The 24,491-nt window shown below is 66.8% G+C and carries 25 protein-coding genes; 12 read left to right on the top strand and 13 right to left on the bottom strand.

Annotation, left to right across the window (positions count from 1 at the left end; all coding sequences use genetic code 11):
• Nucleotides 1-2: 2 nt before the first annotated feature.
• Nucleotides 3-980: a 2,3,4,5-tetrahydropyridine-2,6-dicarboxylate N-succinyltransferase gene (gene dapD, locus LOC56_RS01410; RefSeq protein WP_229949813.1), complete on the bottom strand. Its 978-nt coding sequence runs from the start codon at nt 978-980 to the stop codon at nt 3-5.
• A 33-nt stretch (nt 981-1,013) separates the two neighbouring features.
• On the opposite strand from dapD, the gene dapE reads away from it, so the two are divergent.
• Complete coding sequence (gene dapE, locus LOC56_RS01405) at nt 1,014-2,105, top strand: succinyl-diaminopimelate desuccinylase (RefSeq protein ID WP_331460887.1); 1,092 nt, start codon at nt 1,014-1,016, stop codon at nt 2,103-2,105.
• 109 nt (nt 2,106-2,214) lie between these two features.
• Here the strand turns inward: dapE and LOC56_RS01400 are convergent, their stop codons facing one another.
• The 4 genes from LOC56_RS01400 to LOC56_RS01385 form a co-directional block, all read right to left on the bottom strand.
• The gene (locus LOC56_RS01400) at nt 2,215-3,120 is read right to left on the bottom strand and encodes an amino acid ABC transporter permease (protein ID WP_229949812.1); all 906 of its coding nucleotides are present in this window, start codon (nt 3,118-3,120) and stop codon (nt 2,215-2,217) included.
• The gene (locus LOC56_RS01395; RefSeq protein ID WP_227918455.1) at nt 3,117-3,794 is read right to left on the bottom strand and encodes an amino acid ABC transporter permease; all 678 of its coding nucleotides are present in this window, start codon (nt 3,792-3,794) and stop codon (nt 3,117-3,119) included. Before LOC56_RS01395 ends, LOC56_RS01400 begins: the two co-directional genes overlap by 4 nt.
• Before the next feature lie 88 nt (nt 3,795-3,882).
• Nucleotides 3,883-4,740 (bottom strand): glutamate ABC transporter substrate-binding protein, encoded by an 858-nt coding sequence (locus tag LOC56_RS01390; RefSeq protein WP_229949811.1) that lies wholly within the window; start codon nt 4,738-4,740, stop codon nt 3,883-3,885.
• 118 nt (nt 4,741-4,858) lie between these two features.
• Nucleotides 4,859-5,638 (bottom strand): amino acid ABC transporter ATP-binding protein, encoded by a 780-nt coding sequence (locus LOC56_RS01385; protein WP_229949810.1) that lies wholly within the window; start codon nt 5,636-5,638, stop codon nt 4,859-4,861.
• A gap of 148 nt (nt 5,639-5,786) precedes the next feature.
• Between LOC56_RS01385 and LOC56_RS01380 the strand changes: the two genes are divergently transcribed.
• The 6 genes from LOC56_RS01380 (at nt 5,787) to LOC56_RS01355 (ending at nt 10,714) form a co-directional block, all read left to right on the top strand.
• Complete coding sequence (locus tag LOC56_RS01380; protein WP_229949808.1) at nt 5,787-6,554, top strand: TIGR00730 family Rossman fold protein; 768 nt, start codon at nt 5,787-5,789, stop codon at nt 6,552-6,554.
• Nucleotides 6,555-6,601: 47 nt separating this feature from the next.
• On the top strand, nt 6,602-6,949 hold the full coding sequence (locus LOC56_RS01375) for a DivIVA domain-containing protein (protein ID WP_229949806.1): 348 nt from the start codon (nt 6,602-6,604) through the stop codon (nt 6,947-6,949).
• A 5-nt stretch (nt 6,950-6,954) separates the two neighbouring features.
• A complete protein-coding gene (locus tag LOC56_RS01370; protein ID WP_229949971.1) occupies nt 6,955-7,524 on the top strand; it encodes a DNA-3-methyladenine glycosylase I in 570 nt (189 codons plus the stop codon).
• Nucleotides 7,514-8,749, top strand: a complete 1,236-nt coding sequence (locus LOC56_RS01365) for a hypothetical protein (RefSeq protein ID WP_229949804.1) — start codon at nt 7,514-7,516, stop codon at nt 8,747-8,749. Before LOC56_RS01370 ends, LOC56_RS01365 begins: the two co-directional genes overlap by 11 nt.
• A 146-nt stretch (nt 8,750-8,895) precedes the next feature.
• Nucleotides 8,896-9,063: a DUF3117 domain-containing protein gene (locus LOC56_RS01360; protein WP_146361313.1), complete on the top strand. Its 168-nt coding sequence runs from the start codon at nt 8,896-8,898 to the stop codon at nt 9,061-9,063.
• Nucleotides 9,064-9,073: 10 nt separating this feature from the next.
• Nucleotides 9,074-10,714 (top strand): leucyl aminopeptidase family protein, encoded by a 1,641-nt coding sequence (locus tag LOC56_RS01355; RefSeq protein WP_229949802.1) that lies wholly within the window; start codon nt 9,074-9,076, stop codon nt 10,712-10,714.
• Between the two features lie 20 nt (nt 10,715-10,734).
• Here the strand turns inward: LOC56_RS01355 and map are convergent, their stop codons facing one another.
• Together map and LOC56_RS01345 are read right to left on the bottom strand one after the other, a co-directional pair.
• Nucleotides 10,735-11,505, bottom strand: a complete 771-nt coding sequence (gene map / locus LOC56_RS01350) for a type I methionyl aminopeptidase (protein ID WP_229949800.1) — start codon at nt 11,503-11,505, stop codon at nt 10,735-10,737.
• Between the two features lie 50 nt (nt 11,506-11,555).
• Complete coding sequence (locus LOC56_RS01345; RefSeq protein ID WP_227918438.1) at nt 11,556-12,191, bottom strand: O-methyltransferase; 636 nt, start codon at nt 12,189-12,191, stop codon at nt 11,556-11,558.
• Between the two features lie 298 nt (nt 12,192-12,489).
• Here LOC56_RS01345 and sigE point away from each other — a divergent pair, with 298 nt between their 5' ends.
• The 3 genes from sigE to LOC56_RS01330 are packed head-to-tail and all read left to right on the top strand — an operon-like array spanning nt 12,490 to nt 14,565.
• On the top strand, nt 12,490-13,098 hold the full coding sequence (gene sigE / locus LOC56_RS01340; protein WP_229949798.1) for an RNA polymerase sigma factor SigE: 609 nt from the start codon (nt 12,490-12,492) through the stop codon (nt 13,096-13,098).
• Nucleotides 13,099-13,101: 3 nt separating this feature from the next.
• Nucleotides 13,102-14,028 carry an anti-sigma factor family protein gene (locus tag LOC56_RS01335; RefSeq protein WP_229949797.1) on the top strand — a complete coding sequence of 309 codons (927 nt, stop codon included), beginning with the start codon at nt 13,102-13,104 and terminating at the stop codon, nt 14,026-14,028.
• A gap of 48 nt (nt 14,029-14,076) precedes the next feature.
• Entirely contained in the window at nt 14,077-14,565 is a 489-nt protein-coding gene (locus LOC56_RS01330) for a Sec-independent protein translocase TatB (RefSeq protein WP_229949794.1), read from the top strand.
• A 28-nt stretch (nt 14,566-14,593) separates the two neighbouring features.
• On the opposite strand, the gene LOC56_RS01325 is transcribed toward LOC56_RS01330, so the two are convergent.
• Genes LOC56_RS01325 through LOC56_RS01315 form a run of 3 tightly spaced genes read right to left on the bottom strand, consistent with a single transcriptional unit; the run spans nt 14,594 to nt 17,688 of the window.
• The gene (locus LOC56_RS01325) at nt 14,594-15,814 is read right to left on the bottom strand and encodes an Mrp/NBP35 family ATP-binding protein (RefSeq protein WP_229949793.1); all 1,221 of its coding nucleotides are present in this window, start codon (nt 15,812-15,814) and stop codon (nt 14,594-14,596) included.
• 4 nt (nt 15,815-15,818) lie between these two features.
• Entirely contained in the window at nt 15,819-16,409 is a 591-nt protein-coding gene (locus tag LOC56_RS01320) for a DUF1003 domain-containing protein (RefSeq protein ID WP_229949791.1), read from the bottom strand.
• Complete coding sequence (locus LOC56_RS01315; protein WP_229949789.1) at nt 16,402-17,688, bottom strand: magnesium transporter; 1,287 nt, start codon at nt 17,686-17,688, stop codon at nt 16,402-16,404. Before LOC56_RS01315 ends, LOC56_RS01320 begins: the two co-directional genes overlap by 8 nt.
• Before the next feature lie 119 nt (nt 17,689-17,807).
• Between LOC56_RS01315 and LOC56_RS01310 the strand changes: the two genes are divergently transcribed.
• Entirely contained in the window at nt 17,808-18,668 is an 861-nt protein-coding gene (locus LOC56_RS01310; protein WP_229949788.1) for a general stress protein, read from the top strand.
• A gap of 238 nt (nt 18,669-18,906) precedes the next feature.
• On the opposite strand, the gene LOC56_RS01305 is transcribed toward LOC56_RS01310, so the two are convergent.
• Complete coding sequence (locus LOC56_RS01305) at nt 18,907-20,490, bottom strand: aminopeptidase P family protein (RefSeq protein ID WP_229949786.1); 1,584 nt, start codon at nt 20,488-20,490, stop codon at nt 18,907-18,909.
• 113 nt (nt 20,491-20,603) lie between these two features.
• Here LOC56_RS01305 and LOC56_RS01300 point away from each other — a divergent pair, with 113 nt between their 5' ends.
• Entirely contained in the window at nt 20,604-21,461 is an 858-nt protein-coding gene (locus LOC56_RS01300; RefSeq protein WP_229949784.1) for a PHP domain-containing protein, read from the top strand.
• An 84-nt stretch (nt 21,462-21,545) separates the two neighbouring features.
• On the opposite strand, the gene LOC56_RS01295 is transcribed toward LOC56_RS01300, so the two are convergent.
• Together LOC56_RS01295 and LOC56_RS01290 are read right to left on the bottom strand one after the other, a co-directional pair.
• The gene (locus tag LOC56_RS01295; protein WP_227918422.1) at nt 21,546-22,442 is read right to left on the bottom strand and encodes a DNA-methyltransferase; all 897 of its coding nucleotides are present in this window, start codon (nt 22,440-22,442) and stop codon (nt 21,546-21,548) included.
• 17 nt (nt 22,443-22,459) lie between these two features.
• The gene (locus tag LOC56_RS01290) at nt 22,460-24,148 is read right to left on the bottom strand and encodes a DEAD/DEAH box helicase (RefSeq protein WP_442860037.1); all 1,689 of its coding nucleotides are present in this window, start codon (nt 24,146-24,148) and stop codon (nt 22,460-22,462) included.
• Between the last annotated feature and the right edge of the window lie 343 nt (nt 24,149-24,491).

Raw genomic sequence — 24,491 nt, 5'->3', positions numbered from 1 at the left:
CGCTAGTTCGCGTGCAGCGCGGAATTCAGTTCCACGGTACGTCCGTTGCGGGGCAGTGCCTCCACCGCGCCGGTGGCGGAATTGCGGCGGAACAGCAGGTTGGGCACGCCCGAGAGTTCAGCGGCCTTCACCAGGCGGGGCTCCCCGCCGTCGAGGACGGTGACCCGGGTCCCGGCCGTCACGTACAGCCCGGCCTCAACCACGCTGTCGTCGCCGATGCTGATGCCGACGCCGGAGTTCGCGCCCAGGAGGACACGTTCGCCCAGGGTGATCTTTTCCTTGCCGCCGCCGGAGAGGGTACCCATGATGGAGGCGCCGCCGCCGACGTCGGTCCCGTCGCCCACCACCACTCCGGCGGAGATACGGCCTTCGACCATGGACGTGCCGAGGGTGCCGGCGTTGAAGTTGACGAAGCCTTCGTGCATCACGGTGGTGCCTTCGGCGAGGTGGGCGCCGAGGCGGACCCGGCCGGCGTCGGCGATGCGGACGCCGGAGGGCAGCACGTAGTCGGTCATGCGGGGGAACTTGTCCACGCCGTAGACGGTCACGGTGCCGCGGCTGCGCAGCCGCAGGCGGACCGCCTCGAAGTCGGCCACCGCGCACGGTCCGTGGTTGGTCCAGACCACGTTGGGCAGGGCAGCGAAGATGCCGTCAAGGTTGATGGTGTTCGGCTGGACCAGGCGGGCCGAGAGCAGGTGCAGGCGGAGGTAGGCATCGGCTGTGTCGGCGGGGGCGGCGTCGAGGTCGATCCGGGTTTCCAGCACTTCGCCGTGGGTGCCGCGGATACCGTCGGCCATTGCTTCGGCGGCGGCGTCGAGATCGTCTTTCAGGGCCGCGTCGAAAGCGGCATCACCCAGGGCGGGGCTGGGGAACCAGACATCGAGCACGACGCCGTCGGAGGTGACGGTGGCCAGGCCGAGGCCTGAGGCAGTACGGGTATCGGGGGTTTCAGCGGGTGTGGGGGCAGCGCTTACAGTCATGGTTCCCAGTCTACCGAGCGGTACTGTGGGAGGGTGACTGATGCATCTGTGCCCTCCCTGGATCTTTTCGGCGACGTCGCGGACCTGACCGCGGCCCTGATGGATTTCGAAAGCGTTTCCGGAAACGAGACCGCCCTGGCAGATGCCGTCGAGACCGCTCTCCTTGCCTGCCCCCACCTCGAAGTGTCCCGGGACGGGGACTCCGTGGTGGCCCGGACCCGGCTCGGCCGGTCGGAGCGGATCATCCTTGCCGGGCACCTGGACACCGTGCCGCTGCCGACGGTGCCGGGGTCGCGCGGAACGGTACCCTCAACTTGGGACGGCGACGTCCTCTACGGACGCGGCGCCACCGACATGAAGGGCGGAGTGGCGGTCCAGCTGGCCCTGGCAGCCGCACTCACCGAGCCCGCCCGGGACATCACCTACGTTTTCTACGACCACGAAGAAGTCGACGCTTCGCTCAGCGGACTCGGCCGGTTGGAGCGCAGCCATCCGGACTGGCTGAAGGCGGACTTCGCCGTCCTGCTGGAGCCGACCAACGGGACCGTGGAGGGCGGCTGCAACGGCACCATGCGCTTCCACGCCACCACCACCGGCCGCGCCGCGCACTCCGCGCGGGCCTGGATGGGGGAGAACGCCATCCACGCAGCGGCGGACATCCTGGTGCGGCTGCGGGACCACTCGCCGGCCACGGTGAACGTCGAGGGCCTGGATTTCCGTGAGTCCCTGAACGCCGTCCGGATCTGGGGCGGGACGGCGGGCAACGTGATTCCGGATGCCGCCACCGTCGAAATCAATTACCGCTTTGCCCCGGACAAAGGCATCGAGGAAGCCGAAGCCTACGTCCGGGAGCTGCTTTCAGGGTTCGACGTCGTGCGGACCGACGCGGCGGCCGGCGCCCGACCGGGACTGACCTTGCCGGCTGCCGCGTCCTTCGTGGCCGCCGTGGGCGCCGAACCGAAACCGAAATACGGCTGGACCGACGTCGCCCGGTTCAGCGCGCTGGGGATTCCCGCCGTGAACTTCGGCCCCGGGGACGCCCTGCTCGCCCACACCGATGACGAACACGTGCACGCCGGCGCCATCAGGGACTGCCTGGCGGCGCTGAGGTCCTGGCTGAGCTAGGCCGGCCGCAGTTCCCGCGTCGACAAGAGCCTAAGGGCAGCAAAAAAGGAGAGGACCGGCACGGTGCCGGTCCTCTCCTTTGTTCGTTAGCTGTCCGGGGCCGGTGCGCCTATTTGGCCGCACCCTTTGCCGGTGTTGCAGCCGGCACCGGAGCTTCGATGCCCTCGGGCTCGATTGTGTCTTCGATCTTGAGCACCTTGCCGGCACGCGCTCCCAGGCGCCGGGAGAGGCGCTGGGCGGCAAACGTGAGCAGCCAGTTCAGGGCGATGAAGATCGCGGCGGTGACCAGCAGGGCGGGCAGGATGTTGCCTTCGCCCGCAGCCAGGCGGCGTGCGTAGTCCAGCAGCTCGGTGTAGCCGATGAAGGTACCCAGCGCGGAGTCCTTCAGGATGACCACGAACTGGCTCAGCAGCGCCGGCAGCATGGCCACCAGCGCCTGCGGCATCTCGATGCTGCGCAGCGACTGGCCCGGCGTCAGGCCGATGGCCAGGCCGGCCTCGCGCTGGCCCTTCGGCAGACCGAAGACGCCGGAGCGGACCAGTTCCGCGATCACGGAACCGTTGTACAGGGTGAGGGCTATGACAACGGCGAAGAAGGGGACCTGTTCCGGATTCACCGAAGTGGACTTGGAGAGGAACTGGTAGAAGAACACCATCATCAGCAGCACGGGAACCGCGCGGAAGAACTCCACCACGAGCCCGCAGGCCCAGCTGATCGGCTTGAAAGACGAAAGGCGCCCGATGCCGAAGAGCAGGCCGAAGACAATCGACGTCACCACGGCCACGGCGGCAGCCTTCAGCGTGGAGAGCAGCCCCGGGAGCATGAAGTACTCCCAGGTCCGCCACTCCAGGAAGGGCGTCCACTTGGCGGCGTCGAACTGGCCCTTGTCCGCCAGCCCGGAGATTGCCACCCAGAGCAGCGCTGCGATCAGCAGCACGCCCAGGATGTTGCCGACCATGATGTTCCGGCGGGCCTTGGGCCCGGGGGCATCAAACAGGACATTCTGTGCGCTCATCGTGCGACCGCCAGTTTCTTCGAGGCCCAGGTGGTGAGCAGGCCGATGGGGATAACGATGATGACGTAGCCGATGGCAAAGGTCAGGAAGATCTGCGTCATCAGGTTCGGATTGAACTCGATCATGGTCTTCATCATGCTGGAGGTCTCCAGGGCGACGCCGGCCGTGGCGGCCACGGTGGTGTTCTTGACCAGGGCGATCAGCACATTGCCCATCGGGGCGATGGCGCCGCGGAAGGCCTGCGGCATGATGACCAGCCGGGCTGCTTCCAGGAAGCCCAGGCCGATGGCGCGGGCGGCCTCAGCCTGTCCCAGCGGAACCGTGTTGACGCCGCTGCGGATGGCTTCGCAGAAGAACGCTGCGTGGTAGACCGTCAGTGACAGCACGGCAAGGCGGAAGAAGTTGGTGGTGAAGTCGCTGGACAGGCTGACGTTCAGCTGCGACCACAGCGCCAGCGAGCCGAACACCATGATGATGGTCAGCGGGGTGTTGCGGAAAATGTTGACGTAGGCGGCACCGAACCACTGCAGGCTGGGGATCGGTGAGATCCGCATCAGTGCCAGCACGGTACCGAGTATCAGCGACCAGAGCGCCGCCCAGAAGGCGAGCTGGATATTGACCCAGAAAGCGCCGAGGACGTCGTACTGCTCGAAGAGGGCAGTAAAACCCTCCATGTTTCACCTCTTTACGGTGGAAGAAAACCCGCAACGGGGAAGCCGGAGATTATCGCCGGCTTCCCCGCGGGGGTGGAACGTGTAGGAACTAGGCGCAGGCGTCAGGCGTCGGCGGGTTCAGGTCTTCGTTGAAGGCGTAGTCGGCGCCTTCGGTGTTCTTCTTGATGGCTTCCTCCCACGCACCGTCCTGGACCATCTTGGTGATGGCGGCGTTGATGTCCTCGCACTTGACGATGCCGCCTTCCTTCGGCAGGCCGACACCGTACTTCTCCTCCGAGAAGGTGTTGCCGACAACCTTGAACTGGCCCTTGTTGGCGTCAGTGGAGGCCAGGCCGGCAAGGATGATGTCGTCAGTGGTGACGGCGTCAATGGAGCCGCCCTGCATGGCGGTCACGCACTCGGCGTAGCTCGGCTGCTCCAGCAGGTTCACGCCGGCGGCGTAGTTGTCCTTGATCTTCTGTGCGGAGGTGGAACCGGTGACGGAGCAGAGGTTCCTGCCGTCCAGATCCTCGGGACCGCTGATGTCGCTGTCGACGGGAACCAGAAGGTCCTGGCCGGCCACGAAGTACGGTCCTGCGAAAGCAACCTTTTCCTTGCGGGCATCCGTGATGGAGTAGGTTGCGAAGATCATGTCCAGCTGGTCGTTTTCCAGCATGTTCTCGCGCTGGGCGGAGGGGCTGGAAATGAACTCGATCTGGTCCTCGGGGTAGCCCAGTTCGTTGGCGACGTATTTGGCGACGTCGACGTCGAAGCCGGCGTAGTTGCCGCCCTCGTCGAAGCCCAGGCCGGGCTGGTCGAACTTGATGCCGATACGGATCTGCTCGCCGGAGCCTTCGGTGGCGCCTTCGCTGCTGCCGGATTCGGAACCGGAATCGCCGCCGCAGGCGGACAGGGTCAGGGCTGCAACTGCGGCGATGGCCGCAGCGGCGTAACGGGTCTTGCGCATGTTTTCTCCTTGCATTGCGGTCCTCCGCGCAAAAGCGGAGGACCTAGCCTCATAAGGGTTGCCCCCAACTGGTGAAACCCCGGTACTGCTGGTGGAGCGTGTAGTGCTTGGAACGGTTCTAGTGGGAGAGGATCTTGCCCAGGAAGTCCTTGGCGCGGTCGCTCTTCGGGTTCGTGAAGAACTCCTCGGGAGTGGCTTCTTCGACAATCTGTCCGTCGGCCATGAAGATCACCCGGTCGGCGGCCTTGCGGGCGAAGCCCATCTCGTGGGTGACGACCACCATGGTCATGCCGTCCTTCGCCAGGCCCACCATGGTGTCCAGCACCTCATTGATCATTTCCGGATCGAGGGCGGAGGTGGGCTCGTCGAAGAGCATGACCTTCGGCTTCATGGCCAGCGCGCGGGCAATGGCTACGCGCTGCTGCTGGCCGCCGGAGAGCTGCGCCGGAAGCTTGTTCGCCTGGTTGGCAACGCCCACACGCTCAAGCAGTTCCATGGCCAGCTTCTTGGCCTCGGCAGGCTTGGACTTGCGGACCTTGACCGGTCCGAGGGAAACGTTGTCCACGATGGACTTATGCGCGAAAAGGTTGAACGACTGGAAGACCATGCCGACGTCGGCGCGCAGCTTGGCAAGGGCCTTGCCTTCGGCCGGCAGGACGGCGCCGTCAACGGTGATTTCTCCGTCGTCGATGGTCTCGAGGCGGTTGATGGCACGGCACAGGGTCGACTTGCCGGACCCGGAGGGTCCGATCACCACCACTACCTCGCCGCGGGCAATGTCGAGATTGATGTTCTGCAGGACATGGAGGTCCCCGAAATGCTTGTTCACGTTCTTCAGCGAAACGAGCGGTGCAGCGGATTCAGGCACGGATTTACCTGGGGATGTGTCACTGGTCATAAGGAAAATCTAACCATTGATTATTGCCGGCGTGTGTCAGGGGCCATTCGGGCACGTAATTGTGACGTAAGCGCAACCTGTCCGGAGCTGACTTCGGCGATGGAGCCCGCTGCGTTGCCAGCGGCGCCATCACGGCTAGCCTAGAAGCATGCCTATCAGCGATGCCTCAAGTCCCGCGTCCGACCATCCGCGCAAGCGGGGGCCGGTGGAGCTGCGCCGGGGCGCTGCCCTGACCCCGCAGTCGGACCGTTTCCTGCTGGACTCGGCGGATGCCACCCATTTCACGCATACCGACCCCTGGCGGGTGCTGCGGATCCAGAGCGAGTTCGTGGAAGGCTTCGGCACGCTGTCCGAGCTGGGTCCCGCCGTGAGCGTGTTCGGTTCGGCCCGCAGCGTTCCCGGATCGCGCTACTACAAGCTCGCTGAAGAGGTCGGCAGGCTGCTGGCTGAAGCGGGCCTCGCCGTGATTACCGGGGGAGGGCCCGGCTCCATGGAGGCCGCCAACAAGGGGGCCGTGGGGGCGGACGGCTTGTCCGTGGGCCTCGGGATAGAACTTCCCTTCGAGACCGGCCTGAACGAGTGGGTGGATCTGGGGGTCAACTTCCGGTACTTCTTCGTACGCAAGACCATGTTCGTCAAGTACGCGCAGGGGTTCATTGTCCTGCCGGGCGGGTTCGGAACCCTGGATGAGCTTTTCGAGGCCATGACCCTGGTGCAGACGCAGAAGGTGACCTCCTTCCCGATCGTGCTGATCGGCACCGAGTTCTGGAATCCGCTGCTGGGCTGGATCCGCGAGACCCTGTTGGCGGAGGGCATGGTTGGCGAGGCGGACCTCAAGCTCCTGCACGTAGTGGATGACCCGGCGGACGCGGTACGGCTGATGATCGCGGACAGCGCAGGACACGTTTCCCCCTAGCAGGTTGGCCCCCGCCCGGGACCCGCACCATCTGGCACCATGGTCCTGTGACATTCCTCTTGGTCTTCCTCGCCATCGCCGTGCTGGGCCTGGCAACCGTGTTCGGCATCGGCCGGCTGCGTCCGGGATCCGCCGGCGCCGTGCCGGCCGTGCCGGCGACCGTGCAGGGTCTGCCGGAGCCGGATCCCCGGCTGCCGCCCGTTTTACTGCCTGAGCACCCTGTGGCCGGCGACGTCTCCCGGCTCCGGTTCTCGGTGGCCCTGCGCGGCTACCGCATGGACCAGGTGGACACGGTCCTGGACCGGTTCGCCGAAGCACTCGAAGAACGCGATGCCCGGATCCGCACGCTGGAAGCAGCGGGCCGGAGTAACCTTGCCGACGGAGACGGGAATTGACTGCCGTGCCGGGTGCGGACGGGCGGCTGCGCTGCGGCTGGGCACTGGCCAGCGAGGACTACCAGCACTATCACGACACGGAATGGGGGCATGCCGTGGAGGGCGAGGCTGCCCTCTTCGAGCGCCTGAGCCTGGAAGCCTTCCAATCCGGCCTCAGCTGGATCACCATCCTGCGCAAGCGCGAGGCCTTCCGCGCCGCGTTCGCCGGTTTCGACCCGCAGGCGGTGGCGGCCTTTGACGACGCCGACCGGGCGCGGCTGATGTCCGACGCGGGCATCGTGCGCAACGCCGCCAAAATCGATGCGGTGATCAACAACGCCCGTGCACTGGTGCAGCTGCCGGAGAATGTTGGCCTGGGCAGCCTGCTGGACCGGTACCGCGCTCCGGCAGACCGGCCCGCGCCGCAGACACTGGCCGAGGTCCCGTCCGCCACGACGGAGTCCGCGGCGCTGGCCAAGGAGCTGAAAAAACGGGGCTTCCGGTTTGTCGGGCCGATCACCGCCTACGCGATGATGCAGGCGACCGGCTACGTCAACGACCACCTCGACTCCTGCTGGGTGCGCCATGGAAACTGAATCAGCTGAAAGGTCCTCCGTGAACCTCCGGGCAAAGACGGCGCCGGGCCGTGCCGCTGCCGCCGTCCAGCGGTGGCCGTGGTACCTCCAAGTCCTTGCCCTGTGGTTGGCGGCGCGCCTCTTCTCCTATGCCGTGCTCGCCGCGACCGCCCGGTTCCAGCCGGCAGGCCCGTGGTGGGACGCATCGCCGTCGTACTGGGACTTCATCAACATCTGGGACGCCGAGTGGTACTTCCGGATCTTCTCCGACGGTTATCCCGACAGCGTTCCGCGGGATACGGCGGGCAATGCCGTGGAGAACGAGTGGGCCTTCTATGCTCTTTTCCCGCTGCTGGTGCGGGGGCTCGACGCCGTAACGGGCCTGGGCTGGAACGTCCTGGCACCCGTGGTGGCTACGTTGGCGGGCTTTGCCGCAGCACTCGTCATTTACCGGCTCTTCCGGCTGCGGGCGGGGAAAGGCACCGCCTTGTGGGGAGTGCTCTTCGTGGCGGTCTTCCCCGTGTCCCCGATCCTGCAGATCCCCTACGCCGAGTCACTGAACCTGCTGCTTCTCGCCGGGGCCCTGTACCTCTTCCTGTCCGGGCGCTACCTCACCGCCATCCCGGTGGTGGCCCTGATGTGCCTCTCCCGGCCGGTGGGCGTTCCCTTCGCGCTCGCGGTCGGGTTGGTGCTGGCTGTGCGGTTCCTGCGCCGCGGGCGGGTGCCGTTCCCTGCCGGTGAGGCGTGGCGGCTTACCGCCCTGACCGCGGCGGCCGGTTTCTCCGCGCTGGCCTGGCCGGTCATCGCATGGGCCTTCACCTCGGATATCCGCGCCTACACGGATACGGAGAGTGCCTGGCGCTTCGGCGACCTGATCCCCTTCAAGCCCTGGCTCACCATGTCCCAGCACCTCCTGGGGCCGCTGTTCGGCCCCGTGGCGCTGGTGGTGCTGGTGGCAGGCGCCGCGCTCTACCTGATGTCCCCGCCCGTCCGGCGGCTCGGGCTGGAGCTGCAGCTGTGGTGTGCCAGCTATCTGCTTTACCTGCTGGTGTTCCTGAACCCGCAGACCAGTACGTTCCGCCTTCTGCTGCCGCTGTTTCCACTGGCGCTTGCCACCGCCTGGCTTAGCCGGTCCAAGGCCTACCGCGGGACCGTCGCGGTCGCCTTCGCAATTCTGCAGATCGTCTGGGTGGTGTGGCTCTGGCGGTGGACGCAATTACCCGGCGGCGGGGACTATCCACCCTGATTTGTGGCACGCGACACACGAAATTTCGTTTGCTCGGTACTTGTACGGAATAATGACAGCAATTGCCGGGCGGATATTTTACTTCCATCGGCAGCGGATTACAGGTGATCCGGTAAAACCGGGCGCTGTGAAAGGGGAATCTCAAAATGGCTGCGATGAAACCAAGGACTGGCGACGGGCCCATGGAGGTTACAAAGGAGGGGCGCAGCCTCATCTTGCGGGTGCCGATAGACGGCGGCGGGCGCCTGGTGGTTGAGCTGAATGTGGAAGAAGCAGGCAAGCTGAAAGACTGCCTTCTGGGCGTTACGGGCTAGCCTTTAATTCATGCAGCTGCCTCCGAAGCCAACAGACCGGACCGGATCCGCTCCGGCGTCGCCCTACGTCACCGCATCGCTGCCGGGAGTCACTGCCCTGGCCGCGTTGAACGCACGGACTGGAAAGGCGGAGTCCGGAAGCGGACTGCATCCGGTCCCGGCTGAAGGCGTCGACGTCCTGGCAGTTGCCATGACCCCGGCGCCGGCCGGCTCCGGGCCCGAAGACGCCGACGAGGCAGCAAACCCGGTTCCCCAGCCGCGGCGCGGTGCCGTTGAAGCGGCACTGCGCTATGGCGCCGACATTGCCGACCGGGCCCGCAGTGCGAAAGTTACCGGCAGGGCAGGGGAGATCCTTGTGATCGAGCCGCCCCGCGATGCTGCGGACCTGCCCGGAAAACTGATCTACGTGGGCGCCGGCGACGAGTCCGAGCCTGCGCTGCGGCGCGCCGGTGCCGCGCTGGCCCGTGCCACCATGGGCGCCAAGCGGGTACGCGGAAGCGTGGTGGACGGGCTGGAACCGTCCGCGCAGGAAGCTTTCCTTGAGGGCTTCCTGCTCGGCGGCTACCGGCCGCCGCGGGCGGGTATCACCGAACCGCCGGCACCGATTGCGGCACACCTTGAACTGACCGGACTGGATGCTGCCGCAGCCGAACGCGCCTCGGTTACCGCACGGGCAGTGTGGACGGCCCGCGACCTGACCAACACGCCCGCAGAGACGGCTACGCCGGACTGGATGGCGGAGCAGGCCCGGGCGATAGCCGGCCGCAGCGGGCTCACGGTACGGGTCCGCGGCGAGTTCGAGCTGCGCGCCGGAGGATTCGGCGGGCTGCTGGCAGTAAGTGGCGGATCCGAGCATCCGCCGCGGCTGGTCGAGGCCGCCTACCAGCCCGACGGCGGGGACGACGTGCCGCACGTTGTCCTCGTGGGCAAGGGCATTACCTTCGATTCCGGTGGAATCTCGCTTAAGCCGCGGGATGCCATGATGACCATGAAGACGGATATGGCCGGTGCGGCGGCAGTCCTGGCCGTGGCCGAGGCTGCAGCCGCGTTGAAGCTGCCCGTAAAGGTCACTGCGGTGCTGGCTCTGGCTGAGAACGCCATCGGTGCAGCCTCCTACCGGCCTGCCGACGTCGTGACCACCTACAACGGGACCACTGTCGAAGTGGGCAACACCGATGCCGAGGGCCGGATGGTCCTGGCCGATGCGATGGCCTATGCCGCCGCCGAGCTGGCCCCGGACGTGCTGGTGGACGTCGCCACCCTTACCGGTGCCGCGGCACTGGGACTCGGCATGCACCACGCAGCACTGTTCGGCAACGCTCCGGGGCTGCTCACCCGGCTGGAGGCGGCCGGGAAGGCCTCCGGCGACGCCGTGTGGCAGCTGCCGCTGGTGGCGGAATACGGCTTTGTGCTGGACTCCGACATTGCCGACGTCTCCCAGATTGCGCCGGTGCAGGCAAAATTCGGCGCGGGCGCGATTGTTGCCGCCCTGTTCCTCGAGAAATTCACCGGCGGCGTCCCGTGGGCACATATCGACATCGCCGGACCTGCACGGGCCAATAAGGACAGCCGGGAACTCACCAAGGGAGCGACGGGCTTCGGCGTGCGTCTGCTGCTGTCCTATCTTGCCGGCTTGGGCCGGACCGCCTGACAGCAGCAGCGGTTTAGCCGCTACTTGGGCAGTGTGAGGATCTCCGCGCCGTCATCGGTGATCGCGATCGTGTGCTCGCTGTGCGCCGTCCGGCAGCCTGTTGCGCTGCGCAGGGTCCACCCGTCGGCGTCGGTCACCAATTCCGCGGTGTCCGCCATGACCCACGGTTCCAGGGCCAGCAGCAGCCCGGGGCGCAGCTTGTAGCCGCGGCCCGGCCGCCCGAAGTTCGCGATGTGCGGGTCCTGATGCATGGTCGACCCGACGCCGTGCCCGCCGAACTCGGTATTGACCGGATATCCCGCATCGGTGAGGACTGTTCCAATGGCAAAGGAAATGTCCCCGACGCGGGCACCGGGACGGGCCGTCGCAATTCCGGCGGCAAGTGCCCGTTCGGTCACGGCGATCATCGCGGCGCTCTCCGGGGAGGGGGCGTTGCCGACGATGAAAGTGATCGCGGAGTCCGCCACGATTCCCCTGAGTGATACCGCGAGGTCCAGTGTCAGCAGGTCGCCGTCGGCCAGCGCGTAGTCGTGCGGAAGTCCGTGCAGCACGGCGTCGTTGACGGACGTGCAGATGTAGTGCCCAAACGGCCCGCGTCCGAAGGACGGCGCATAGTCGACGTAACAGGACTTGGCGCCGGCCTCGACGATCATGGCCCTGGCCCACCTGTCGATGTCCAACAGGTTGGTTCCCACCGTGGTGCGGGCCTTGATCGACTGCAGGATGTCTGCGACCAGCTCGCCCGTCTGCCTTGCCCGGGACAACTCGTCAGGGTTCAGGATCTCGATCATGTGGCACCTTTCCTGGGAGCCCTGGGTGCGGGCCGCTTTGGTGAGGTTGGCTAAGCGGTTTTCACGGCCAGCAGAAGGCCGTCACCGGTGGGCAGCAGGGCGGAGGCGAGGTCTTCGTTCTCCCGGATGGCCTTGCCTACCTTGCGCATGGTGTTGGTGGTGGCTTCGCGGACAGCCGGATCCGCTACCTTCCCGTGGTCCAGTGCGTCATTAACGACCAACAGGCCGCCGCGCTTGAGCAGCCGCACCGCCTGGTTCACGTAGAGCGGGAAGGAGGGCTTATCTGCGTCGATGAACACCATGTCGTAGGCGGCGTCCGTGAGGCGGGGGAGTACCTCCGCTGCCCGGCCGGAGATGGTGCGGGTCCGGTTGCCCGGAATGCCGGCCTCCGCATAGGCCTCGCGGGCCGCACGGAGGTGGTCGACGTCGGAATCAATGGTGGTGAGCACCGCGTTGCGGCCCAGGCCGCGCAGCAGGCAGACGCCTGAGACGCCGGCTCCGGTGCCGACTTCCACTACCGTGGTGGCCTTGCTCGCAGCGGCCAGTACGGTCAACGCCGCGCCTACGCCGCTGGAAACGGCACTGACGCCCAGCTCGTAGGACCGTTCGCGCGCACGGATCAGGACCTCATCCTCGGTAGGCAGTGCCTCCGTGTAGGACCAACTGGTCTGCTTGTCGGCGCGCATGGGTTTTTCACTTTCGGTCCGGAGGAATTCCTGCTCAGACAAGCTTAAGGCCAACGGAGGCATAACCGGGTACGCACTGCCGCGCTGCCTTGTCCCAGTACTGAAGGCGTGCTACTAAAGGCGTGCTAACAGCCAACTCCCAGCCTGATGCGTGAACATTGTTAATCGGTGATAAATGGCCCTCCGGACAATTCTGGGCCCACCCGGTTTCCTTGGACCCTACGGGTACTGCACGGGGTACACGGGTACTGCACCGGCTGCACTGATGGCTTGCAGGTTGGAAGGAAGGAGGAAGACTATGGCAACGACGCCGGACACGGCAGCCGCGGACATGGCTGCGGAGTGGGTACGGCCCACTTGGGAGGAAGTGGTCCAGGCACACTCGGCAAAGGTATACCGGCTGGCATATCGGCTGACCGGAAACAAGCATGATGCCGAGGACCTGACACAGGAAGTCTTCGTCCGGGTTTTCCGCTCGCTGGCCAACTTCCAGCCCGGCACCCTCGACGGCTGGCTGCACCGCATCACCACCAACCTCTTCCTGGACCAGGCCCGGCGGCGCAGCCGGATCCGTTTCGACGGCATGACCGAGGAAACCTCCAGCAAGCTGCCCAGCAACGGCCCGGGCCCGGAGCGAAGCTTTGAGTTCAATAACCTTGATGTGGACATTGCCCGTGCCCTGGAGGAGCTGCCGCCGGACTTTCGCGCTGCGGTCGTCCTGTGCGATCTCGAGGGGCTTTCCTACGATGAAGTTGCCCGCGTGTTGGACGTCAAACTGGGCACCGTCCGGTCCCGGATCCACCGTGGCCGGGCAATGCTGAAGGAAAAGCTCGCACACCGGGACCCGCAGGTCCCGCCGGCTGCCCGTTCACTGCTCAAACTGCCCCGAGTTGCGGGAGCCAGCTGAATAGTGCGACACCCCAAACGGCATTTACGGAACTACATCGACGGCGAAACAACCCCGCAGCGCGAGCAGGCCATTGACGCGCACTTGTCCCGCTGCGCCTCGTGCCGCGCCGAGGTCGCTGAGGAACGCCGGCTGCGCAGCCGCCTGCGTGCCTTCCGGGTGCCCGATGCCGGTCCTGAACTTTCCGCCCGGATCTACGGAACCGCATTGCGGGCCGGCTCCCCGGAATCCGAAGGACGTCAGTCAGCGGCGGCGGCGACCAAGACCCTTGACCGGCGCAGCCACGCCCTGGCCGCAGCCGGGGCGGTAGCAGCCGCCGGCGCGGTGCTGCTCGGCGGCGCCTACGTTGCGGGCAGCATCCTCGAGGTTCCGGGGCAGACCGGTGCACGTGCCGCCATGGCCGACGGCTGGGAGGAAGTTGCCCAAAGCGGCAACCTTGAAGCGGACCAGCTGCAGTTGCTTCGTGCGCATGGCTGGACCTGCCCGGAACTGGCTGATCTGGGCTTGAAACTGGAGTCCGCCCGGTCCCTCCGGGTCCAGGGGCGTCCCGCCGTCGAAATGACTTTCGCTGCCGACGGGGAGCAACTCCGGCTGGTGGAACAGCATCCGCTGCCGGGAGAGGACCACCAACCCGTAATCAACGCCGTGACCGGCCGGACCGTCTCCGAAGACGGGTTCTCGGTTGCGGGATCGCAGACCGGCCCGGCTGTCTTCGGTTCCGATGAGCATCCCGGCCAGAAAGTCGTGGCAGCCGGCAACGTTACCTACACCTTCGAGTCCAGCCAGCCGGAGAAATCGCTGCCCCTGGCGGTGGAGGAGCTTTCCCTGCTCGAATCCGCCCGCCTCGCCCGCACCGGCGACGATTCCGAGCCGATGGAACGCATTGTCCGCGGCCTTTCCATGTTCACGCGTACGGGCTGGAGCCTCTAGGGGAGCGGCGAGTGGCTCCCCGCTCCCGGGAAAAGGTAGTCTTCAAGAGTGGTAGGAATCAACGGTTACGAGTTCATCCTTCTGGCAATAATCGCCGTGGTGATACTAGGTCCCGAACGCCTGCCCGAATACGCTTCGCAGTTGGCCCGGTTGGTGCGGGAAGTGCGTCGGATGGCCTCCGGCGCCCGTGAGCAATTGCGTGAAGAAGTGGGCCCCGAGATTGACGAAGTGGACTGGCGGAAGCTGGACCCACGGCAGTACGACCCGCGGCGCATCATCAAGGAAGCGTTGCTGGACGATTTCGACGACGCCGCCAAGGCGGTGAGCGGACGGCCGTCCGCAGCGCCCGCCTCTCCGGTACCGGCGGCCCAGCCGGCCGCGGCTTCTGCCGCACCCGCAGCTGCTGCCGCACCCGCAGCTGCTGCCGCACCCGCAGCTGCTGCCGCGCCGGCAGCAGTGAGCCGGCCGCCTGCGGTGAAACCGCTGGAACGCCTCGCCGAGGGCCAGCCTGCACCGTTCGACATCGAAGCAACGTAGCGGCCACCGTTAAACCGCCGCGTGCTGCCTAGACCGGGCTGACCCCGAGGCTGCGTCCGGCAAGGCCGCGCGGCCGGTGTGCCAGCTCCCGGGCAATCCGCCGCAGTTCTGCTGCCGCCGTTTCTGCGTCCTCCCGGGGGGTTCCCTCAGTGCCGACAGCGCCGTCAGCAGCACTGACCGCACCTGTATCCGCCACCGTGGCGGCAGCGTCGGCCAGGACTACCGGCAGGCCGCCGTCGCCTCCTTCGCGGAGGGCAACATCGAGCGGGATGCTGCCCAGCAGCGGAACCGGATAGCCCAGGGTGTCGCCCAGCCGGCCGGACACCGCGGCACCGCCGCCCGAGCCGAAGACCTCCAGACGTTCGCCGCCGGGCAGCGCGAGCCAGGACATGTTCTCGATCACGCCGGCAACCTTCTGTCCGGTCTGCCGGGCAACGCTGCCGGCGCGTTCGGCAACGTCCGCCGCGGCGCTCTGCGGTGTGGTGACCAGCAGGATCTCCGACCCCGGCAGGAGCTGTCCTACTGAAATGGCGATATCTCCGGTACCGGGAGGCAGGTCCAGGAAGAGGACGTCCAGGTCCCCGAAGTACACGTCGGTCAGGAACTGCTCCAGGGCACGGTGCAGCATGGGTCCGCGCCAGGCCACCGGCTGGTTGCCGTCCACGAACATACCGATCGAGATGGTCTTGATGCCGTAGGCCACCGGCGGCAGGATCATCTCATCCACGCGGGTGGGCGGCCGGGTGATTCCGAGGAGGCCGGGAACGGAGAATCCGTGGACGTCGGCGTCGACAATTCCCACCCGCAGCCCGAGCGAGGCCATGGCCGCCGCGAGGTTGACGGTGACGCTGGACTTGCCCACGCCGCCCTTGCCGCTGGCCACCGCATACACGCGGGTCAGCGAATCGGGTCGGTTGAAGGGGATGGTCCGCACCGGGTCGCCGCCGCGCAGCCGGTCCTTGAGCGCGTTGCGCTGCTCGGGAGTCATCACGTCCAGGTTCACGCCCACCGTGTTGACTCCGGGCACCGCGGCAAGCGCGCGTTCGACGTCGGCCGTAATGGTCTCCCGCAGCGGACAGCCGGCAATCGTGAGCAGTACGTCGACCACCACGCCGCCCTCGGCATCGAGCCGTACGTCCTTGAGCATCCCGAGTTCTGTGATGGGCCGGCGCAGTTCCGGGTCCTGGACAGTGTCCAGGGCACGGAGGACCTGCGCTTCCAATGCGGAAGCTGGTTCGGATTCTGGCACGGCTTTAGCGTTCCCTCCCGCCGGGATTCAGTTTCGGCATGCTGTCGGTGCCCTCCGGACTGCGGCGGCGGCGCCGCGCCCCGCCGTCCTCGCGGTCGTCATTGGCCTCGAGGAGTTCCTCCAGCAGCCCGCGGATTTCGGAGCGGACATAGTCGCGGGTGGCAACCTCACGCAGGGCAATCCGTAGTTCGGCGATTTCCCGGGTGAGGTATTCGGTATCCATAAGGTTGCGCTCGGCGCGTTCGCGGTCCTGCCGGACGGAGACGCGGTCCCGGTCATCCTGCCGGTTCTGTGCCAGCAGCAGCAGGGGAGCGGCGTAGGAGGCCTGCAGCGACAGCATGAGCGTCAGGACGGTGAAGCCCAGGGCGGCGCTGTCAAAGCGGGCGGATTCCGGTCCCCAGGTGTTCCAGGCCAGCCAGACGAGGCAAAAGACCGTCATGTAGACCAGGAACTGCGGGGTGCCCATGAACCGGGCGAAGTTCTCCGTGGCATGGCCAAAGGCGTCGGGGTTCGGGGAGAGCCGCGGCAGCCATCGGGTCCGTGCAGAGCGGGGAGTGTCGAGGCCGGTGGTTGTTGACTTGATCTTTTCAGCCATTTGTCCTTCCCTGCTGCGTTATGGGGCCGGTTTCGTCGGAGATGCGCCAGTCGTCCGGCAGCAGGTGGTCCAACACATCGTCCACCGTGACCGCACCCACCAGGCGTCCGGCGTCGTTGATTACCGGCAGTGAGTTCAAGTTATAGGTGGCCAGCATCCGCGATACTTCGCTGATGCTGGCGTAGTCGCGAACCGGTTCCAGGTCCGTGTCCAGGATGTTGCCCAGTGCCTCGGGCGGTGCCGAGCGCAGCAGCTGCTGGATGTGCACAACACCGAGGTACTTCCCCGTGGGGGTTTCCAGCGGCGGCCGGCAGACGTAGATGGAAGAGGCAAGGGCGGGGGTGAGCTCTTCGCGGCGCACGTGTGCCAGCGCCTCCGCCACGGTGGCCTCGGGCGGAAGGATGACCGGCACGGGGGTCATCAGCGACCCGGCGGTGTCTTCCTCGTAGTTCAGCAGGCGCCGGACGTCGCGGGCGTCCTCCGGCTCCATCAGGGCAAGGAGCTCTTCCTTCTGCTCTTCGGGCAGTTCGTTGAGGAGGTCCGCGGCGTCGTCGGGGTCCATTTCCTCCAGCACGTCGGCGGCGCGTTCCACGTCCAGGGACTGCAGGATCTGGACCTGGTCATCGTCGGGAAGTTCCTGCAGGACGTCGGCGAGGCGTTCGTCCTGCAGCTCACTGGCCACTTCGATCCGGCGTTTGCCGCTCATCTCATGCAGGGCATCGGCAAAGTCGGCTGCCTTGAGGTCGTCATTCTGGGCGACGAAGGACGTGGCGGCCTGCGGGCCGGTGGCGTCCCAGTGGGCAATGTCCTTCCAGTCAAGGATCATCTGTTCTCCGCGCCGGCGCAGGGACCGCAGCCGGGAGGCCGAGCCGCCGCGGCGGACGAAGAGGTTGGAGACGTACCAGTCGCCGGCGCGGTTCTGCTCAATGGCGATGTCTTCAATGGTGGCTTCACCGCTGCCGTCGCGCATCTGTACCCGGCGGTCGAAGAGTTCCGCGACCACCAGCATCTCTGCGCCGCGCTGTTCGAAGCGGCGCAGGTTGACCAGGCCGGTGCAGATGATCTGCCCCGGGTCCATGGAGGTGATGCGGGTGAGGGGGACGAAGACCCGCTTCTTGCCGGGAACCTCCACGACGATGCCCACGGCCTGGGGCGGGAGGCCCGGCCCGCGGTCCAGTACGACCGCATCGCGCAGCCGGCCTAGACGGTCGCCCAGCGGGTCGAAGACGTCAAGGCCGAGCAGGCGCGCAATAAAGACTCGGGTTGGATTTGTACTCACCTTATAAGGCTACTTTGTGCCCGCCGGTAACGCGGTATCACGTGGTACGAGGGAGGTGAGTCCGTTCACTGCGAGCGATACGTTCACCGTCCGGGGCAGGTATGCGCGAGAATGGAGCAATGTCGAACCTATTTGGTGCCACCCCTCCGCGTGATGCGGGCCGCAGCTTGCCCAAGGGTGAAACGGTGGGCCGCTACACGGCCTACCTCGACGCCCAGAAGGCCGTGGACTACCTTGCCGACAGCAAGTTCCCGGTCCAGCTGGTCTCGATTGTCGGGAATGAGCTCAAGTCCGTTGAACGCGTGACGGGCCGCCTGACCTACCCGCGGGTGGCGCTCTCCAGTGCAGCCACCGGCGCCTGGTTCGGCCTCTTCGTCGGGCTTGCCCTGATGCTGTTCGGGGGCAGCGCGGCAGCCGTTTCGTTGCTTCCGTCCATGGCCCTGGGCGCCGTGTTCTGGGTTCTCTTCGGGGTCCTGGCCTATGCACTGCAGCGCGGGCGCAGGGACTTCACCTCCACCAGCCAGGTGATTGCCACCAGCTACGACGTCATTGTGGCCCCCGAGGCGGCCAACGACGCCCGGCAGCTGCTGCACCGGCTGCCGATGGTCGGACAGGCAGGGCACCCGCAGGCACCGGCCGGCCAGCGCCAGGAGCCGCTGCGCCCGCCCGCAGGCGGACCGCAGGCACCGGACCGGCCCTCCGGCTGGGCCAACCCCTACGGCCAGCCCGCTCCGGACTCCGATCCGGCAGGGCAGTCCCCGGCTGATGCCGGGCGGCAGGTGCCTGCAGGGGCAGACGCCGCAGCCAAGCCGGCGACGCCGCGCGGCCAGTTCCCCGACCTTCCGGACGGCCGCCCGCAGTACGGTGTCCGCCGTCCGGCGCAGCCAGCCGCGCAGCCTGATTCTGCGCAACCCGCAGCAACGGAACAGGATTCAGGTTCTCCGCAGGGTTCAGACCAGCCGGAGCAGCCCCGCCAGTAGGTCTCCCGGCGTATCGCATGAGGCCCGCACCCCCAGGGGTGCGGGCCTTTTTCGTGCCTTCCCTTCGGATCGGGTAAAGCCCCTCGGTTTGTCCGGTTCCCTGCGCCGCGCGGCGAGGGGATCCGGACACACCGCAGGGATTCCGACAAACCGCAGGAGTATGTCCATGCGGTCGGGGGGTACGCAAAAAGGTCCGCGTCCTTTCGAGGATGCGGACCTTTTTTGCCTAAACCGGAGGTTACTCCGCGGCGTAGATGCCGGCCATCCAGTCTTCGACGTCGCCCGGGTTACGCGGCAGGGCGTCGCTGAGGTTCACGGGGCCGTCGGCGGTGATGAGGACGTCGTCCTCAAGCCGCACGCCGATGCCGCGGTATTCCTCGGGCACGGACAGGTCGGTGTCCTTGAAGTAGAGACCCGGTTCGATGGTGAAGACCATGCCCTCGGTGATGGTTCCGTCCAGGTACAGCTCTGCCCGGGCCTGCGCGCAGTCGTGCACGTCCATGCCCAGGTGGTGGCTGACGCCGTGCGGCATCCACCGGCGGTGCTGCTGGCCTTCGGGGGACAGCGCTTCCTCGAGCGGCACGGGCAGCAGGCCCCAGCTGTCCAGGTTTTCGGCCAGGACCTTTACGGCTGCTGCGTGGACGTCGCGGAACTTGGCGCCCGGCATGGCGGCTTCGAATCCGGCGTCGGCGGCGTCAAGTACTGCCTGGTACACCCGGCGCTGGACCTCTGTGTAGGTTCCGTTGACGGGCAGGGTGCGGGTGATGTCGGCGGTGTACAGGCTTTCGGCCTCCACGCCGCCGTCCAGCAGCAGCAGGTCCCCGGCGTGGACGGCGCCGTTGTTGCGGATCCAGTGCAGGACAGTGGCGTTGTTGCCGGAGGCGGCAATGGTGTCGTAGCCCAGGTCGTTGCCCTCTTCCCGTGCCCGGGCAAAGAACGCGCCTTCGACGACGCGTTCGCCGCGGGGGTGGGAAATGGCGCGGGGCAGTTCCTTGACCACTTCGGTGAAGCCGTTGACCGTGGCGGCCACGGCTGCCTTCATCTGCTCGATCTCCCATTCATCCTTGATCAGGCGGAGTTCGGACAGGGCTTCGGTCAGTTCGCCGTCGAGGGCGTCGAGCGCGCTGAGGTCGGCGTTTTCCGGGTCCAGGGCGGTGTTGTAGCGGACGGTATCCACCAGCGCATCGACCATTTCGTCGACACTGCGCAGCAGCCGCACCGAGATGCCCCCGAACTGCGGGTCTCCGACGTTGTTGGTGATGGCAGTTTCTGCCTCGTCGAGGTGCCGGGTGGGCAGGCCGATCAGCGCGCTGATCTCCGCCAGGCCCAGCCGGTCACCGATCCAGAAGGAGCCGTAGCGTGCGTTGGAGTAGAACTCGTCGCTGTCCGTGCCGGCGAGCGGGCGGAAATACAGCACGGCGGTGTGGTTGCCGCCGTCGTCTCCCGCACCGGGTTCGGTGGGTTCCATCACGAGCACGGCATCCGGTTCGCGGTCCACGCCGAGGCCGGTCAGGTGCGCAAAGCCGGAGTGCGGACGGAAACGGTAATCGGTGTCATTCGAGCGGACCTTCAGCGGGCCGGCCGGGATAACCAGCCGTTCCCCGGGGAAGCGCTCGGAGAGGGCGCGGCGGCGGCGCGCGGCGAACGGCGCGACGGCGTCGGGTTCGGGCAGTTCGCTGGATTCCGCGGCCCAGCCGGAGGTCATGAACTTCTTGAAGGCTTCCGAGGAGGGCCGCTGGGACCGGTTGTTGACCCGGTCTTCGAGCGGCTGGCCTTCGGAGGGCTCGGGCAGGGATGTCGTCGAATTCGCTTCAGTAGTCACCACTCCATCGTCTCACTGCGGCCGGAAGGGGCAAAACACCCCGCCGATACCTGGCCTTTCCCCTCCGGCCCCATCGGACGGGCATATGCCGCCCGGGGGCGTAGATTGAAAGCGTGAGAATTGACCTGCACACCCACTCCTGCGTCTCCGATGGCACCGAGCAGCCGGCAGACGTTATCGCCTCCGCTGCGAAGGCCGGGCTGGACGCCATTGCACTGACCGATCACGATACGACGGCGGGCTGGGCCGACGCCGCCGCTGCCGCGCAGGAGCACGGCATCACCTTCGTTCCGGGCATGGAGGTGTCCTGCCGCAGCAGCGAGGGGATCAGCGTCCACGTGCTGTCCTACCTGCACGATCCGGCCCATCCGGGACTGCTCGAGGAGATCGCCCGGTCCCGCGCAGCCCGGGTTACCCGGGCAGAACTGATGGTGCAGCGGTTGGCGGAGGATTTCCCCATCGACTGGGACTCGGTGCAGGAGCAGGTGGCCCCGGGAGCAACCATCGGACGGCCGCACATTGCCGACGCACTGGTAGCTGCCGGAGTGGTCCCGAACCGGTCGGCGGCCTTCAGCGGCATCCTGACCGCGCGGTCGCCGTACTTCGTGGCGCATTACGCGCCGGACCCGGCACGGGCAGTGGAACTGGTCCGGCAGGCCGGCGGAGTCCCCGTCTTCGCGCACCCGGTGGCGTCCTCCCGCGGCCGGGTGGTGGGGGAGGAGACCTTCACCGAAATGATCGACGCCGGGCTGCTGGGCGTGGAAGTCAACCACCGGGACAATCCCGAGCAGGGCAGGGAATGGCTGCGCAGGCTGGCGAAGGACAATGACCTGCTGGTCACCGGCTCCAGCGACTACCACGGGACCGGGAAACCGAACCTCCTGGGCGAGTTCACCACGGAACCGGCAGTGCTGGAACGCATCGCCGCGCTCGGAACCGGTGCCGCCGTCGTCGGTCCCCTGCCGCGGTAGGGGCGGGCCGCCGCGCGAGGCGGCGGACCCGCACGGCCGCTGACGTGCCAGCCGGCACGGGACGGCCCGCTCCGAAAGCAGGGCCTAGGTACCGGCAGCGGGAAGCGGCGAACCCGTTTCGGCGGAGACCACGGTGGCCGCGGAACCCAGCCGCCGGGCCATAACCTCGATCGCCTGCGGATTGGCGTCCACGCAGACAAATTTCCGGCCCAGCTTGGCCGCAACGGCGCCCAGCGTTCCGGATCCGGCAAAGAAATCCAGGACCCAGTCGCCCTCGCGGCTGCTGGCAGCAACGGCACGCCGAAGCAGACCCTCGGGTTTCTGGGTGGGATAGCCGGTCTTTTCCCGGCCGGTGGGGGAAACAATGGTGTGCCACCAGACGTCGGTGGGCAGCTTGCCCAGTGCCACCTTTTCGGGCGTCACCAGGCCCGGAGCCATGTACGGTTCCCGGTCCACTTCTGCGTTGTCGAAATGGTACGCGTCCGGGTTCTTTACATAGACCAGGATGTTGTCATGCTTGGCCGGCCACCGGTTCTTTGCCCGGCCGCCGTAGTCGTAGGCCCAGATGATTTCGTTCAGGAAGCAGTCCCGGCCGAACAGGGCGTCCAGCATGACCTTCGCGTAGTGCACCTCGCGGTAATCCAGGTGCACGTACAGGGTGCCGTCGTCGGCCAGCAGGCGCCAGGCCTGCGCGAGCCGGGGTTCCAGGAATGCCCAGTAGTCCTCGAACGCGTCGTCATAGCTGGAGAGCAGGCCTTTGACCGTGCTGTAGCTGCGGCCCTTGAAGCCGATCCGGTCGCCGCTGCCGTCGGCGCTGCGGACCATGGTGGTCTGCTGCCGGCGCTGGGACCGCCCGGTGTTGAAGGGCGGGTCCACGTAAATCATGGTGAAGGAGCCGTCCGGCAGGGTCGGGAGGAACTCCGCGTTATCCGCGTGTACCACCAGCGACCCGCCGTCAGACGTCCACAAAGGGGTGCTCATGCAGGCCTACGTCGGCGCTATTCGGCGGCCGGGCCGGTCTTGGGAACAACCTCGCCGTTGCGGCGGCGGGTCCGGCTGCGGCGCGGACGCTCCGTGGCTGCGCCGTCCGCGGCAGGTGCCGCGGTCCGGGTTTCAGCCGGGCGGGATTCAGCGGTCCGTGCGTCGCCGGTCCGTGCCTCGCCGGAGCGGGCGCTGCTGCGCCGCGATCCGTCCCGTGCTCCGCCGCGGGAGTTGGCGCCGCGCGACCCGGCACTCCGGTCGGAACCGGAGCGGTTGCCTTCGCGGCTGGAGGAGCTGCTGCGGCCGCCGGATTTACCGGTTTCGCCGAGGTCCTCGATCTTTTCGGCATCAATGCCTGCATGGGTGCGCTTGTTGCGCGGCAGGCGTCCCTTGGTGCCTTCGGGGATGTCGAGGTCCGTGTAAAGGTGCGGTGAAGAGGAATAGGTTTCCACCGGCTCCGCCTGGTCCAGGCCCAGGGCCTTGTTGATCAGGCCCCAGCGGGGGACATCGTCCCAGTCAACGAACGTCACTGCGGTGCCCTTGTTGCCGGCGCGGCCGGTGCGGCCAACGCGGTGCAGGTAGGTCTTTTCGTCTTCGGGGCACTGGTAGTTGATCACGTGGGTGACGTCGTCGACGTCGATGCCGCGCGCGGCGACGTCGGTGGCCACCAGCACATCCACCTTTTCGTTGCGGAAAGCGCGCATGGCCTGCTCGCGGGCGCCCTGGCCGAGGTCGCCGTGCATGGCGGCGACGGCGAAGCCGCGGTCCACGAGTTCTTCGGACAGCTTGGCGGCAGTGCGCTTGGTCTTGGTGAAGATGATGGTGCGGCCGCGGCCGCGTGACTGCAGGATACGGGAAACCACTTCGCTCTTATCGAGGTTGTGGGCCCGGTAGACCACCTGGCGGATGTCCTTCTTGGTCAGGCCTTCGTCGTCGGGATCCGCAGCCCGGATGTGGGTGGGCTTGGTCATGTAGCGGCGGGCCATGGAAACGACGGCGCCGGGCATGGTGGCCGAGAACAGCAGGGTCTGGCGCACGGCAGGCGTGGCCGCCATCAGCGTTTCGACGTCGGGCAGGAAGCCGAGGTCCAGCATCTCGTCGGCCTCGTCAAGAACCACAAGCCGCACGTTCTTCAGCGAGAGGTGCTTCTTGTTGTAGAGGTCGATCAGGCGGCCCGGGGTGCCGACCACGATTTCGACGCCGGCAGCCAGCGCCTCCGTCTGCGGCTCGTAGGCACGGCCGCCGTAGATGGTGACGATGCGGGCACCGCGCCGGCGGGCAGCGGTGGTGAGGTCGCCCGCCACCTGGACGGCCAGTTCACGGGTGGGCACCACGATCAGGGCCTGCGGTGCGCCCGGGACGGCGAGTTCGGCGTAGCCCTTGTCCTCCGGGCCCACCACGCGCTGCAGCGCGGGAATACCGAAGCCGAGCGTCTTGCCGGTGCCGGTCTTCGCCTGGCCGATGATGTCGTGGCCGCTGAGGGCAACGGGCAGGGTCATCGACTGGATGGGGAAGGGATGCGTGATGCCGGCGTCGGCGAGGGACTCGACGATGTCCGACCGGACACCGAAATCGGCGAAGGTCAGTTCGGGGATTTCCTCGGCCCGGGCCTTGACGGCCAGGGTATCCGCGACGGTCAGTTCTTCGGTGCTGTCATCGGCAGTGAGGTGACGATCGTCATCAACCTGGGAAAGTTCAGTGTTCAATTAAATACCGTTCAGTTTAGGCAGCGCGGGGGCGCCAGGCTCGACGAGTGGCTGTTACAGCCCATTACGGAGCGGATGGCACGCACGCGGTGCGTCCAGCGGAAGCCGATCGCGGGCTAACAACTGCGGGCCGCCTGTGCTCCATTGGCCACGGCGGCGGCCGATAATTCAAGATCGCGTAGGGTTTGCGGGTCTGGTCAATACAGCAACAAAATGACACTTCTCATGCACTTCACATGACAATTCATACGACAGACGACCGGGCATCCAGTTTCTACCTTTCCAGTCTACCTGCCAGCCGCTGATCGCTGCGCATCCGGCGGCCCGGCGCGGTTTCGGGCGG

This window comes from Arthrobacter sp. zg-Y179, from assembly GCF_020907345.1.
Classification (GTDB): Bacteria; Actinomycetota; Actinomycetes; order Actinomycetales; family Micrococcaceae; genus Arthrobacter_B; species Arthrobacter_B jinronghuae.
The sequence above is the reverse complement of the archived record's forward strand: the minus strand, read 5'-3'. Positions and strand labels throughout refer to the sequence as shown.

What these genes read in the sequence shown, in the direction of transcription:
- LOC56_RS01390 (WP_229949811.1), bottom strand. Translation starts at nt 4,740, where the DNA reads ATGCGCAAGACCCGTTACGCCGCTGCGGCCATCGCCGCAGTTGCAGCC.
- LOC56_RS01385 (WP_229949810.1), bottom strand. Translation starts at nt 5,638, where the DNA reads ATGACCAGTGACACATCCCCAGGTAAATCCGTGCCTGAATCCGCTGCA.
- LOC56_RS01320 (WP_229949791.1), bottom strand. Translation starts at nt 16,409, where the DNA reads ATGGCTGAAAAGATCAAGTCAACAACCACCGGCCTCGACACTCCCCGC.
- LOC56_RS01360 (WP_146361313.1), top strand. Translation starts at nt 8,896, where the DNA reads ATGGCTGCGATGAAACCAAGGACTGGCGACGGGCCCATGGAGGTTACA.
- sigE (WP_229949798.1), top strand. Translation starts at nt 12,490, where the DNA reads ATGGCAACGACGCCGGACACGGCAGCCGCGGACATGGCTGCGGAGTGG.
- LOC56_RS01310 (WP_229949788.1), top strand. Translation starts at nt 17,808, where the DNA reads ATGTCGAACCTATTTGGTGCCACCCCTCCGCGTGATGCGGGCCGCAGC.
- LOC56_RS01355 (WP_229949802.1), top strand. Translation starts at nt 9,074, where the DNA reads ATGCAGCTGCCTCCGAAGCCAACAGACCGGACCGGATCCGCTCCGGCG.
- LOC56_RS01380 (WP_229949808.1), top strand. Translation starts at nt 5,787, where the DNA reads ATGCCTATCAGCGATGCCTCAAGTCCCGCGTCCGACCATCCGCGCAAG.
- LOC56_RS01295 (WP_227918422.1), bottom strand. Translation starts at nt 22,442, where the DNA reads ATGAGCACCCCTTTGTGGACGTCTGACGGCGGGTCGCTGGTGGTACAC.
- LOC56_RS01395 (WP_227918455.1), bottom strand. Translation starts at nt 3,794, where the DNA reads ATGGAGGGTTTTACTGCCCTCTTCGAGCAGTACGACGTCCTCGGCGCT.
- dapD (WP_229949813.1), bottom strand. Translation starts at nt 980, where the DNA reads ATGACTGTAAGCGCTGCCCCCACACCCGCTGAAACCCCCGATACCCGT.
- LOC56_RS01365 (WP_229949804.1), top strand. Translation starts at nt 7,514, where the DNA reads ATGGAAACTGAATCAGCTGAAAGGTCCTCCGTGAACCTCCGGGCAAAG.
- map (WP_229949800.1), bottom strand. Translation starts at nt 11,505, where the DNA reads ATGATCGAGATCCTGAACCCTGACGAGTTGTCCCGGGCAAGGCAGACG.
- LOC56_RS01345 (WP_227918438.1), bottom strand. Translation starts at nt 12,191, where the DNA reads ATGCGCGCCGACAAGCAGACCAGTTGGTCCTACACGGAGGCACTGCCT.
- LOC56_RS01400 (WP_229949812.1), bottom strand. Translation starts at nt 3,120, where the DNA reads ATGAGCGCACAGAATGTCCTGTTTGATGCCCCCGGGCCCAAGGCCCGC.